Raw genomic sequence first — 12,453 nt, 5'->3', positions numbered from 1 at the left:
CAATGCCTGAAAACAAAATAACGAAATGAGAAAATCATCATATAAAATCATATTACTGACTATCGGCCTCGCGGTTCTGTTGGCGTCATGTAACACGTCGCGGCATTTCAACCGGGACAGTGTAGACACGAAGGGAATTTTCGGCATTGAACCGACCGATTCGGTGACCATGGCCGATACGCCCTGGCAGGAGCTGTTTACCGATACGCTGTTGCAGAATTACATTCAGGAAGGGCTGACGAATAACCCGGATTTGCAGATTGCGATTCAGAAAATGAACGAAGCCGAAGCTTACTTTTCACAAAGCAAGGCTTCCCTCTTCCCTTCTGTTTCGGCGAAAGCCAGTGACAATTACACCCGGCAGCCCAAGTCCATCTACCCGACAGGTCCATACGATGTAAATTACTATCAGCTTGGCGCCGAAGCCAGTTGGGAAGTCGACATTTGGGGAAAACTCCGCAGTTCGAAACGGGCAGCTTACGCCGATCTGCTGGCAAGCGATGCCGGAAGAAAAGCCGTGCAGACCCGTTTGATTGCCAACATTGCCAATGCCTACTACAACCTGGTTTCTCTCGATGCCAAGTTGGCGATTACCCGTCAAACGGTGAAAAACAACAAGGACCTGGTAGAAACAATGAAGGCACTGAAGGAAAGTGGCGTTGTTACCGGCGCTGCGATTGTGCAGAGCGAAGCAGCCCGTTACGCTGCCGAAGTCACCATTCCCGACTTGAAGCAACAAATCAGGGAAACCGAAAATGCCATGTGTATGCTGTTGGGACGAACGCCCGGAACGATCCAACGCGACTCATTGCTGGCATTGCCAAACAAACCGATGATGTGGACCGGCGTTCCTTCGCAGTTGCTCGACAATCGTCCCGACGTGATGCAGGCCGAGTATAACGTGATGAGCGCTTACGAGATGACCAACAACGCACGGGCCTATTTCTACCCGTCGTTGACATTGACGGCATCAACCGGCTTTGCTGCTACTGCGCTTGACAAGCTGCTTGACCCGGCCTCCTTTGCCGCCAACGTGGTGGGAGGACTCACCGAGCCGCTGTTCAACAAAAGAGCCAACGTCACCCGCCTGAAAGTAGCCAAAGCTCAGCGGGCCGAAGCATTGCTTAACTTGCGGAATACCCTGCTGAATGCCGGACAGGAAGTGAACAACGCACTTTTCTCATACCAGACTTCGGGACAGAAAATTGTGTTGCGCCAGCGTCAGCTCGAAGCATTGCAGAAATCGGTTTCGTACACCGAACAGTTATTGAACTACGGTTCGGCTACGTACACCGAAGTGCTGAATGCACAGCAAAGCCTGTTGTCAGCTCAGCTCAGCGATGTTAACGACCATCTGCAACAACTCTATGCCGTTATCTCGCTTTACCGCGCATTAGGCGGCGGCTGGAAATAATGAATTAAGTATTCATCAAAATAAAAAAGGACAGTGCGTTGGCATTGTCCTTTTTTTGATGCTATTAACCTGGCGGGCCGGTAAGGATGTCATCCCTTGAAGGGATGACATCCTTAAACGCTATAATCTTGCGTGAAAATCATTTGCGGGCTGAAAGCCCAGTTTAATTCAGCCCGGTGGCAACGCCCCGGGTTTTCGAGACGTTATGTTAGATTTTTCGGTCGTGTGATGATTTGGATTGAAACAAGGATGTTGTTTCGACCGCAATGGAACCGGCAATTGATTGGAAATATTTCTGATTTTGTTAATCCGCCCTTTCAGGGCGATAAATTGGTTTGGCGTGGTTTATTTTTCCCAAGGCGTTGCCATGGGCTAAAGTAATCTGTCCCTTCGGGACGTGAAAAGCAGATTCTCGCAAATTTCCATTCGCATACCAGATTCATGCATTCATCAAAAAATTTGGCACGTTCATCAAAAAAAACGGGCGAATAAAAATTTTCAAATTATATTCAGGATACGGTTTTTTAGACAGACAGATTTTTTAGCCGGATGATAATTTGTGAAGAGATGTGGGAGAGATGAACCGTACCTGCGTTCATTTACAGTCAACTTTTTCCAAAGTTTGAAGCTTTGGAAAAGCTAATCCACGCTGAATCGGCCCTTTCAGAATAAAAATCGCTAAAAAGCCAGTTATTACAGGGCATTCAGCAACCTGATTCTGCTTCCGGAACTGCGTCGGCGGCTATCTGCCATTCGCAGAAGCTTCCCGATTTGCGTCGGCAGCCATCTGCGGTTCGCAGATCATTCCCGCATCGAAGAAAAGACCATCTGCGGTTCGCAGAAACCTCTCGCCGGTTGTCGGGAACAATCTTCCGTTCGCAGAAGCTCCCCGCATCGTGTCGGCAATCATCTTCCGTCTGCAGAAGTGTCCCGCTTCGTGTCGCGAACCATCTGCCACCGGAAGAAACGCCATTTTCGAACGAATGAAACGTCAATTATTTCAAACCATCTAAAATCAATTACTAACCTAAACGGAAATTTATGGAAGTACACGAATTTGTAACGTTGCATGTTAGCGGCATGAGGATTAACGACCTCTTTTCGCTCAACAAATCAACCATCGATTACGCCAGGCCCGTTGTCGAACCATTGGGTGGCATCCCGGCAGCCGTACTGGCCCAACTCGAAAGTGATAACCAGGCGATGGGCGCACAAATGAACAAGTCGGGTCAAAACCAGAAAAGCCGTTCGCTGGCAGAGCTGGACACAGACCGGGACGATCGGTTTGCCGAAATCAAACGGAACATCACTACCAACCTGAAAGGACGGGACGCCGTGAAGAAGGCGGCTGCCGAAAATCTGAAGCGATTTTTTAAACCTTACTGGAAGGTGGAAAAACGGGCCATGAACACCGAAACGGGGATATTTTCGGAAATGCTGCAGAAATACAAGGGTGATGAAGGCCTCAAAGCCGATGCTGCTGCCATTGGCATAGCCGACATGCTGACTGGTCTGGAAACGGCAAATGTTGAGTTCAACACCCTCTACCAGGCCCGCAACAGCGAGGAGGCCAGTGAAGAACCTTCGGCCAGCAGTTTTAAGCGGGCAGCCATCCAGCGCTACAACCATTTTTGCACGGCTATGGAGCTGCAGGTGAATTATGCGCCGACCGATGCCGTTGTCACTTTGTTTGGGCAGATGAACGAACTGCGCAAAACTTACGCAGCATTAAACGGCCGCAAAACAAAAGAAGAAGAGACCACCGAAGACGCAACCGGGACAGAATGAGGAATGATTCCCGTTGATTGCGGGGATTGAAAAGGGACAAAAGAGGTGCGGATATCGCGCCTCTTTTTTAGAACGAATAATTTTTCGGGCTGAAAGTCCGACTTAATTCAGCCCGGTGGCAACACCTTGGGTTTTGGAGGCGTCATATTAGATTTGAGGTCGCGCGGTGCTCATGATTGAAACGGGAATGTTGTTTCGACCGCAATGAAATCGAACAATTGATTATGAATATTTCCGGAATGGTTAATCTGCCCTTTCAGGGCGATCAATGAGATTGGTGTGATTCTGTTTTCCCAAGGCGTTGCCGTTGGGCTGAATTAACCTGCCCCTTCGGGACGTAAAGACGAGTTAATCAAAATTGCTGATATTAAAAAAAGACCACCAATTGGCTCAGCAATTCGTTCATGAATAACTTCGGGCTGTCAACCCAAATTGTCCATTTTTCATTACCCATTGTGCATTGTATATAATGCCGCCGTCTTCTCAAACGCAGCACGATTCATCCAGCGTTGCTCAACGGCTTCATCGACGATACGATGGATGCGTTGCGCCAACTGAGGGATGAGTCCATGCTCTTCGATAAACTGCAATGCCTCTTCGAAAGCTTTGAGCATCGCGCGATAAAACGCCTCCTGGGTAACGGGACGCTCACCACAAAATGTCTGAGCCACTTCTACGTTGTACAGCATCAGGTCGGCAACCACGGGCGCATCAACTCCCAACCGGATGAAATTCCGGATATGCTTCTGCGCCACCGAACGCCGCATCTTCGGTTTTCTCCGGTTAACCGGGAAATATTCTTTGGAGATTTGCCATTTCGCTTCCTCCAGCATTTTGTCTTCCTGCGGATTGAAAGCAAAATCGTAAAAGGTTTTCACCTCTTTGAAACGTCCATATAAATCGAGGATTTGCTCTTCGAGCTGTTCCTTGGTCAGTTCTTTCAGGTATTGTTTTAATTCGCGTTTACTCATGAAAATTGTTTATCGGTCATCCACCGGCGGATGGTTTCCGGAGAAACGTGGAAGAAATCGGTAATAAAATGATGAGCGGCAGAAATATCATGCTGCACAGCTCCTTCGGGCCGAAAAGCGATGCAAGTCATTCCGGCATCAACGGCTGCACGAATGCCATTCATCGAATCTTCGAAGACCAGACAATTGGCCGGTTCATGCTCTAATTTTTTCGCGGCATAAAGATAAACATCCGGCGCCGGTTTACTCTTCCCAGCCTGCACCGTGGTAACTACCGCATCGAAGTAGGAACGGATTCCACACTGTTCCAGGATAATGTCGACAATGCCGGGAACCGAGGAAGTGGCCACGGCCATCGGAATGTTGGCATCGCTCAATCCCGACAGCAATTTCTTTACACCCGGGTTGGGCTGCAAATTCCCAAGGTCTTTGAAAAAGCCCACCCGAAATTCCTCATCGTACCGCACCAACTCTTCCAGCGATTGTTTCAGGCCATAACGCTGCTTCAGGTCCGACCACATCAAATCGGCTGCCGTGCCCAGGTAGAGTTGATGCACTTTATCCGGCACCTCGATGCCCAATTCGGCATAAATCAACTCTTCTACTTTATAGTGCCACGGCTCGCTGTCGACCAGCACGCCATCCATGTCAAATATCACCGCCAATTGCTCTGCCATCCTATCTCTGTAAAATTATTGAGGGGTCCAGTAAGGTTGTTTATTCGGTATAAACTTAATGGGAAGTCCCGAAATAAAACCACCAAGCCACTCGGCACAATAATCCATTCCCGCCTGTTCGGAAAGCACATGTCCCATCATGATGAAAGCTTTGCTTCTTCCCTGCTGCGTTGCATCGAGCGCATATTCGGGCGTTTCCCACTCCCGCGCTTCTCCGCTAATTACCACTTGCACATCGTCGCGATTAAGTAATTGTCGTTGCCGGTCTGCACCGGGAGCTCCGACTAACACCCCAACCCCGGTAAGTTTCATCCCGGGATCTCCCACAACACGAATAACTCCCTGCGGGAATTTTTGTTTCAGCTGCTCAGCCAAATCCTTCAGTGTTGTTTCCGGAAATTCGAAAACCATATAACTGTCTCCTTTCCGGTATTTGGCCCATCCAAGTTTTCGTACCATTCCCACATAAATTCCATCGGGGCTGGTGCGGTGCCAGTGATCGTGAAAACGCCAAACCACCAGGTGATGATCGTTGATGTATTTCAGCTTTTCGAGATAAACCGGATCATCTTTCTGGAAATCGGTTTCATCGAGGTGATTATAGAAGAGTGGTTCGTGGGAAATAATGAAATTGCAGTTTTGCTTCACCGCCTCACGTAACACATCCATCGTGGCAAACATGGTCGATACAATACCAGTCACCTTTTCGTCTGGATTGCCGGCTTTAAAAGTGTCGACGGTCTTTCCTTCATTCCACGGACAGGTAACATGCTGTTTGATTTGCTCTACCACGTCGCGACATGTCACGGAATCATCCTTACCGGAAACTTCCGATGCTTTTGCCGGAACGATCCCAACGGCCATCACAAGCAATAAAAGCGAAAATGGAAATAATCTTTTCATAGCCAAGGCAGGTAAGTTTTCGTCAGCAAGTTAGTAAAAACCGTTTCCGGGAAAAAGAAAAGAGAGCGGTTAAACTCTCTCTTCCCTTGCATTAAAGTGTATAAAGGTTCAATCAATAAAAATATATTAAGGTTTAAAATAATTCTTCGGAACAAAAACGGTCTTGTACGCTTTCGGGTCGTTAAAAACGGCCGATGGATTTTGAGATGACTTCACCAACTGCTCTTGTCCATCCTGATATGCAGTAACCGTAACAATAGGCTCTTCATCCTTCCGGGTGATATCGAGCGTTGCTACCGGCGCTGAATTCACTTCATTTTTTTCCGCGAAAGCGGTTCCCTTCAAATTGCCCAGCTTTTGCAAGTACCCTGCAACCTTGGCAGAGTCGGCAGTGACGCCGTTCACCTTCCATTTTCCATCCTCATTCACCAGCGTAAACGATTTACCAGTGGCATACGAGAAAGCCAGCTTCGTGATGTCGCTGGTAACCATGTGCACAATGCGATGATCGCGATATTCGTCCACCTTCCGGTTGAAAAGCATTGGCAAATAACCTTCCACTGCAAACACATCGTTTCCGGGCATCAACCGGACATACGTGGTCAGATTATGAGGTTTCGAATAGGTGAATTTACCCAAAACCAGGTCAGCCAGTTTTTCTTTCCCTTCATAAACTACAACGTGCGTTCCCGACGAATCTGCGACACCGAAGTCATCAAATTTCTTCTCGGATGAAGAAACCAAACTTCTTGCTTTTAAATCGCTAATGGCTGACAGCATCCGGACAACGACATTATTGTCAGCGCTCAGAATCTTCCCGCCAATTACAATATTCCAGTGGTTATTATGCTTTTCGAAGCGCAGCATTTTTTCAGCTCCCTGTTTCGGCGTTAGTTCTATTGCTGTCACTTTCGTAGTCGAAAAACTGGTAAGCTGGCTGTTGAAGGTCTGGTCGCCTTTCCGGCTATCGTCTATTTTCACCAGCACAACTGCCACCAAAAGCACGGCAAACGCTACGGCCAATGAGCGTATTCCGATTCTCCTAAACATAGTCGTCCTCCATTCTTTTGATACGAATCCACCGCTTCCGCTGTGCGCGGAATACACCGTAAATAATGATGAGCAAAATGGGCAACAGGAAGTTGAAGTATTTCAGGAAGGATTTCTTGCCATCCTGAATCTTCGCCAATGGCCGCGATGAAATTCCTTTGGTACGCAAATCAATCAAACCGGTATCATCCGAAAGCCAATCGACAGCATTCACAAAGAAGTTGATGTTATCACCCGGCAGCTGTCGGGCCGACTGTCCTGAACCATTCACTGCAAAATCGCCGTCCGTAATGACAATCATTCGGGCATTCGCCGGACCAGCAATTTTCCCCTCGAGTAAACCGGCTACTATTTCGTTGGACAATGGAAAATCTTTATTGGTCCAGTGATGTTCTATATCGAAATAAACCGGCGTGTGTTGCTTGCCCGACATCCGGGATGTTTTTGCCAGGGGAATAAACGTCAAAGTTGAATCGCCGGTATATTTCATCGGACTGGCGAATTGCAGAGACACTGCTTCCAACCCTTTCGTTACCGGATGATTCGCAAAGGTGGTGATGATTGGCAAATAAGGGAACTGCAACTGTGTGGAGAAACTAAACAACCCCGATTGCTGACGAAGCGAAATCGTTGAACAACTGGCATCCGTCACAAAACTGGATTCCACCTGAATGCCTTTATTCGCCAGCCAGGTCTCCAGTCCGGTATTAATTGCCACGCCTCTCGAACGTTCCAACTGGCCATCTACCCGGTCAAAAGCAACCAACAGGTTTCCTCCCTGCGCCAGGTAATTATTCAACAGTTTCAGTTGCTCCGGAGGAATACTGTCCTTCGGGCCATCCAGAATCAATGTTTTATATTTTCCGAGGTAAACTGAATCATTCAAGGTCACATTCCGGACATTATACAGCACATTCAGTTCCTGCATTACCTGCGGGAATTCGTATTTGGCCGGTTCGCCGTTACCCTGAATCAAACCAATCTCCGGTTTATTCTTCACGGTAAGTTTACGAATAGCCGATGCCAAAGCATACTCCATTCCGGAGCCCGGCTGCAAAAATGGTATCACCTGAGTTTTGTCTTCGTAATGAATCACAGCCCCGAGGTATGCCTTCTTCTGAACGGCCTGATCTTTTTCCCGCACATTGATAACCACCGGTTGAATACCCGCATCGACTGCTTGTTGCTCTGTATTGGAATTTTCGTTTGGAGCAACAAATTCATAATTCACTTTTCCGTGCGAAACACTATGGAATTCCTGAAGAAGGTTTTTAAAGTCGTTCCGCACACGACTGACATCCGGTGGTAAATCCTGCGAAAAATAAGCCGTAACCGTAACCGGATCATCAAGGTGGTTAATGATTTGGTGCGTGGCATCACTCAATGTGTAGCGCTGATCGTCGGTAAAGTCAATCCGAAAGAAAAAACGGTTGGCTAAAACATTCAAAAGAATCAGCACACCACCCAACAGAAGAAAATATGGTAATAGTAGTTTTTTGCTCTTCATGATACGCTTTTCAATTCAGATTACGCTTTGCCAAAGATGCCTCGGAGCCCATCAGCCCCATAACGACAATGGAAAGGAAATAGATGATGTCTCTCGAATCGATTACACCGCGGGAGATGGCACTAAAATGAGTCGACATACTGAGATAATCGAACACCGAGCCCGCAGCACCGGTAAGCGATGAAGAGAGAACTCCGAATATGACGTGAAAGAAAATACCGATAATCAGCGCCAGCAGAAAAGCAACAATCTGGTTGTTCGTTACGCTACTGGCAAACAAGCCGATGCTAATGTAGGCCGAACTCATCAAAATCAATCCAACATATCCCAGAATGACCGCTCCGTGATCGATAGGCCCTAAACTCCATACGGTGAAATAATACGGGAAGGTTAGAAACAGAGCGATGACAATCAATATGAGAGTGGAAAGGAATTTTCCAAAAACAATCTGCCAATCGGAAATGGGTTTCGTCAACAACATCTCCAGGGTACCGGTTTTATTCTCCTCGGCCAGTTGCCTCATAGTAAGTGCCGGAATAAACAGAAAAAGCGTCCAGTAAGCAATGCTGAAGAACGATTGCAGACTGGCCTGTCCAACAAAAAAGATGTCATTCCCTGAAATCCAGGTAAAGAATCCGCTGAATCCGAGGAATGCCACCAGCATAATGTAAGCCGTAAGGGAATCAAAAAACGACTGTAGCTCTCTCCTGACAATGGTCCATGTTTTACTCATTGTACCATTTTTTGAATGAATCTTGCTTTTCAAGTCAACTAATTCATGGTTACTTCGCGGAAAATATCTTCCAACCGGGTTTCTACCGGTGTCAACTCTTCGATGTACCAATTATTTTCGGCACACATCTCGAAAATGGAACGCGCCGAGTTCTCATTCTCGTGACTATGAACTTCGAAATACCCGGGGGAATTGTCTATGATAGCGATAGAACGAACCGTTTCCAGATCTTCCAAAGCAATAAAAATATCCTCCGGTTCTCCGCCACCAATCTTCACCTTTAGTATCTCGTCGCCGTGGGCCCGCATCCGCAATTCGGCCGGAGTACCGTTTGCCACGATGCGACCATTGCTGATGATCAGAATCCGGTCGCAAGTAGCTTCCACTTCGGCCAGAATATGAGAACTGAGGATGACCGTTTTTTCCTTTCCGATTTTTCGGATCAGGTCACGAATTTCGGCAATCTGGTTTGGGTCAAGACCAGTCGTCGGTTCGTCCAGAACGAGTACCTCAGGATCGTGAATCAACGCCTGAGCCAAGCCGACCCGCTGTTTGTATCCTTTCGACAGCTCACGGATGTTCTTGGATTTCTCACCGCTCAAACCACAAACCTTTATCATCTCACGAATGCGTCCCGGGATTTGTTCTTTCGGCACCCCTTGCAGCTCGGCAACAAATGCGAGATAATCGATCACCTGCATTTCCTGGTAAAGAGGATTGCTCTCGGGCAAATAGCCAATCAAACTCTTCACCTTCTCCGGATTTTCTCTAACCGATAATCCGCCAACGGTAATATCTCCTTCGTTGGGCGCCAGAAAACAGGTAATCGCTTTCATGGTCGTCGTCTTTCCGGCACCGTTAGGGCCCAAAAAGCCAAGCACCTCACCGGTATTCACCTTAAAAGAGATGTTGTCGACTGCCTTTTGCGCACCATATAATTTGGTCACCTTTTCAACGATAATGTCCATAACTTGATGCAGTATTTAAAACTTGCAAATCCGAAATTATAAAATTTCGATACCTGAAAAACATAACGTAACTTGGTTTAACAATATTTAACAGCACTTAAAACAAGGGATTCAGAGGAGTGTTGTAGATTAGATAACGCCTGTTAACCTATCAGCCCCGAAAAGATTGAATACACGTTATGCCAAATATTGTCGAAAGCAAATCTTCCGGTTTGGAGCAGCTGTCATCATTATTTCATCGACAGCTATCCAAGTCGTAACTGCCTCTGTACCTTTTTCAAATACAGATGCACTAACTACAACAAATCAAAAGCGATCAGAATCGTTAATAATTAATAAAAAGGACAAAAAATACCGTAGAGATTCGGTCCCGGAGAAAAATTTACACCGGCGTTTTGAGCAACTAAAAGTATCGGCTGACACACTAATTAAGCCACTTCCCATAAAAACCAGAAAAGATATTGTTAAATCGGCAGAAGTACAATCTGACAAATCAGATACCCTCACCCGCGACAGCCTTTCCCGTTCTACAGAAACGAAAGCTTTTTATGATTCACTCAGGCTGCGCTCCGAAAGGAGTTTCTGGGCCAGGTATCTTTACGGATGGATGATTGCATCACCACAGAGCGCCAAATCGCAGCTCGAAGTAAACAGCGAACAGTACTTTAAGCCTTTCGCCGGAAAACGAATTGGGCACATCCGCATTCAACAACTCGATGTGTTTGGTCCGTCGATACAAGACACCTCCATCGTTCTTGACAACTGGCTGGCAAAAGTTGGAAATGGCATTCATGTGAAAACCCGTGACTGGGTACTGCGGAAAAACCTATTGTTTAAAACAGGCGACATTGTTGATCCAAGAACAATGGCAGAAGACGAAAAGCTTATTCGTGACCTTCCCTATATTAAAGATGTATCCATTATTCTGATTCCGGATCAATTGAATTCCCAGATAGTCGACGTGCTTATTGTAACCAAGGACAATTTTTCCTGGGGATTTCTTCTGGATATTAACGGTAGTAAATCTGCGAGATTTGATTTGTTTAATCAAAACATGTTTGGCCTCGGTCATGAGTTCTCTATCGGAACCGTTTATCATTCCCATGAATATCCGACTGTCGGCTTTCATGGCTTCTATGGCGTCAACAACATCGGCGGGAAATTCATCAACGGAGCATTCCGAATAGAAGATACCTACCGGAAGAATGCTGTTTCAGCCATGCTGGAAAAGCGTTTTCTAACGACAAAAACCAGGAATGCCGGCGGAATTTCATTCAATCGGGTATTCCGTTTCGACTATTTGACAGATGACCGGATCATGCAATTGGATACCACTGTCAGCTTCCTGGATATGGATGCATGGTATGGGCACTCGTTCGAACGCAAAAAGGAAACGCAGGCAGCAGGTAATTTCATTGTTGCAGGGCGCCTTTCCAGTCGAAAATTTTTCGACCGTCCAACGGTATCTTCGCAAAGAAATCAATTGTTTCACGACCAACATCTAATATTGGGTTCGGTGGCCTACAGCAAACGATTTCTGCAAAAGAACAACCTGGTTTACGGCTACGGAATCACAGAAGATATTCCTTACGGCGATTACCTCGAGTTGACTTCCGGATATGACTTCGGGGAATTTTACAATCGGAGCTATCTTCACCTATACTATTCAAAAGGAATGGTTTTGCCCGATTTCAGCTACCTGCGCTTTGGACTGGGAGCCGGAAGTTTTTTTCACCACAACCAGCTCGAGCAAAGCACGATTCTGGGAGAAGGAAACTTCTTTTCGCGGCTGTATAACATCAACGGACATCGACTCCGGCAATTTATCAATGTCCGGTACATCATCGGATTCAATCATTTTAATCAGGAATATCTTACTTTGAATGATGAGTGGGGAATTCGTGGTTTTAAAACCGACTTCGTAAGAGGAACGCAAAAGCTCACAGTCAACATGGAAGCGGTAACCTTTCTTCGTTCTCAATTCTATGGTTTCCGTTTTGCTCCTTACTGCTTTTCCGATTTAGGCTTCATTGGCGACAACACGAAGTTCATTCTGAACCAGGATTTCTATGCCGGCGTCGGCTTAGGATTCCGCATTCGTAACGAATCGCTGGTCATTAATACTTTCGAATTTCGCCTGACCTGGTTCCCCGTTACTCCGCCCGACATCCATCCCTGGAACTTCAGAGCTCTCGGACAACCCAAAGCTGAATTCAATGATTTTCTTGGTCGTCGCCCCGAAATACTGCCTTATCATTAATCGATTGGAAAACATCCTTACTTCAGCACATAAAAAAAGCCCGGCTGGGAACCGGGCTAAACCTGTTAATTAATCTCCTCAATATTTAATAGTAGTTGTAATGTGCAAAGGAAAGTATCCATAATCGACATGCATTATCGACTTGCAAGGAACGGTAGGAAACATGAGCAAATTATGGATAC

Annotated in this window: 11 protein-coding genes; 3 read left to right on the top strand and 8 right to left on the bottom strand. The window is 46.6% G+C overall.

Annotation, left to right across the window (positions count from 1 at the left end; all coding sequences use genetic code 11):
• The first annotated feature begins 25 nt into the window (after nt 1-25).
• Nucleotides 26-1,414 (top strand): efflux transporter outer membrane subunit, encoded by a 1,389-nt coding sequence (locus GJU87_RS00845; protein WP_153637789.1) that lies wholly within the window; start codon nt 26-28, stop codon nt 1,412-1,414.
• A gap of 742 nt (nt 1,415-2,156) precedes the next feature.
• Here GJU87_RS00845 and GJU87_RS00840 read toward each other — a convergent pair.
• The gene (locus GJU87_RS00840; RefSeq protein WP_153637788.1) at nt 2,157-2,387 is read right to left on the bottom strand and encodes a hypothetical protein; all 231 of its coding nucleotides are present in this window, start codon (nt 2,385-2,387) and stop codon (nt 2,157-2,159) included.
• Nucleotides 2,388-2,455: 68 nt separating this feature from the next.
• Between GJU87_RS00840 and GJU87_RS00835 the strand changes: the two genes are divergently transcribed.
• Nucleotides 2,456-3,202, top strand: a complete 747-nt coding sequence (locus tag GJU87_RS00835) for a DUF6261 family protein (protein WP_153637787.1) — start codon at nt 2,456-2,458, stop codon at nt 3,200-3,202.
• A 446-nt stretch (nt 3,203-3,648) separates the two neighbouring features.
• Here GJU87_RS00835 and GJU87_RS00830 read toward each other — a convergent pair whose 3' ends face one another.
• The 7 genes from GJU87_RS00830 to GJU87_RS00800 all read right to left on the bottom strand — a co-directional run bounded on the left by GJU87_RS00830 (nt 3,649) and on the right by GJU87_RS00800 (nt 10,011).
• Nucleotides 3,649-4,173 (bottom strand): DUF6155 family protein, encoded by a 525-nt coding sequence (locus GJU87_RS00830; RefSeq protein WP_153637786.1) that lies wholly within the window; start codon nt 4,171-4,173, stop codon nt 3,649-3,651.
• Nucleotides 4,170-4,850: an HAD family phosphatase gene (locus GJU87_RS00825; protein WP_153637785.1), complete on the bottom strand. Its 681-nt coding sequence runs from the start codon at nt 4,848-4,850 to the stop codon at nt 4,170-4,172. The genes GJU87_RS00830 and GJU87_RS00825 overlap by 4 nt, the downstream gene beginning before the upstream one ends.
• A 15-nt stretch (nt 4,851-4,865) precedes the next feature.
• A complete protein-coding gene (locus GJU87_RS00820) occupies nt 4,866-5,753 on the bottom strand; it encodes a Nif3-like dinuclear metal center hexameric protein (protein ID WP_153637784.1) in 888 nt (295 codons plus the stop codon).
• A gap of 126 nt (nt 5,754-5,879) precedes the next feature.
• On the bottom strand, nt 5,880-6,803 hold the full coding sequence (locus GJU87_RS00815) for a DUF4340 domain-containing protein (protein ID WP_153637783.1): 924 nt from the start codon (nt 6,801-6,803) through the stop codon (nt 5,880-5,882).
• Nucleotides 6,796-8,310: a Gldg family protein gene (locus GJU87_RS00810; RefSeq protein WP_153637782.1), complete on the bottom strand. Its 1,515-nt coding sequence runs from the start codon at nt 8,308-8,310 to the stop codon at nt 6,796-6,798. The genes GJU87_RS00815 and GJU87_RS00810 overlap by 8 nt, the downstream gene beginning before the upstream one ends.
• Nucleotides 8,311-8,320: 10 nt before the next feature.
• Nucleotides 8,321-9,043, bottom strand: a complete 723-nt coding sequence (locus tag GJU87_RS00805) for an ABC transporter permease (protein WP_153637781.1) — start codon at nt 9,041-9,043, stop codon at nt 8,321-8,323.
• A 38-nt stretch (nt 9,044-9,081) separates the two neighbouring features.
• A complete protein-coding gene (locus tag GJU87_RS00800) occupies nt 9,082-10,011 on the bottom strand; it encodes an ATP-binding cassette domain-containing protein (protein WP_153637780.1) in 930 nt (309 codons plus the stop codon).
• 166 nt (nt 10,012-10,177) lie between these two features.
• Between GJU87_RS00800 and GJU87_RS00795 the strand changes: the two genes are divergently transcribed.
• Nucleotides 10,178-12,271, top strand: a complete 2,094-nt coding sequence (locus GJU87_RS00795; RefSeq protein ID WP_153637779.1) for a hypothetical protein — start codon at nt 10,178-10,180, stop codon at nt 12,269-12,271.
• Nucleotides 12,272-12,453: the final 182 nt, after the last annotated feature.

The organism is Prolixibacter sp. NT017, from assembly GCF_009617875.1.
Classification (GTDB): Bacteria; Bacteroidota; Bacteroidia; order Bacteroidales; family Prolixibacteraceae; genus Prolixibacter.
This window is presented reverse-complemented; position numbering and strand designations above follow the sequence as displayed.

Excerpts from the sequence above, each read along its gene's own strand:
- GJU87_RS00845 (WP_153637789.1), top strand. The coding sequence starts at position 26 with ATGAGAAAATCATCATATAAAATCATATTACTGACTATCGGCCTCGCG.
- GJU87_RS00840 (WP_153637788.1), bottom strand. The coding sequence starts at position 2,387 with ATGGCGTTTCTTCCGGTGGCAGATGGTTCGCGACACGAAGCGGGACAC.
- GJU87_RS00835 (WP_153637787.1), top strand. The coding sequence starts at position 2,456 with ATGGAAGTACACGAATTTGTAACGTTGCATGTTAGCGGCATGAGGATT.
- GJU87_RS00830 (WP_153637786.1), bottom strand. The coding sequence starts at position 4,173 with ATGAGTAAACGCGAATTAAAACAATACCTGAAAGAACTGACCAAGGAA.
- GJU87_RS00825 (WP_153637785.1), bottom strand. The coding sequence starts at position 4,850 with ATGGCAGAGCAATTGGCGGTGATATTTGACATGGATGGCGTGCTGGTC.
- GJU87_RS00820 (WP_153637784.1), bottom strand. The coding sequence starts at position 5,753 with ATGAAAAGATTATTTCCATTTTCGCTTTTATTGCTTGTGATGGCCGTT.
- GJU87_RS00815 (WP_153637783.1), bottom strand. The coding sequence starts at position 6,803 with ATGTTTAGGAGAATCGGAATACGCTCATTGGCCGTAGCGTTTGCCGTG.
- GJU87_RS00810 (WP_153637782.1), bottom strand. The coding sequence starts at position 8,310 with ATGAAGAGCAAAAAACTACTATTACCATATTTTCTTCTGTTGGGTGGT.
- GJU87_RS00805 (WP_153637781.1), bottom strand. The coding sequence starts at position 9,043 with ATGAGTAAAACATGGACCATTGTCAGGAGAGAGCTACAGTCGTTTTTT.
- GJU87_RS00800 (WP_153637780.1), bottom strand. The coding sequence starts at position 10,011 with ATGGACATTATCGTTGAAAAGGTGACCAAATTATATGGTGCGCAAAAG.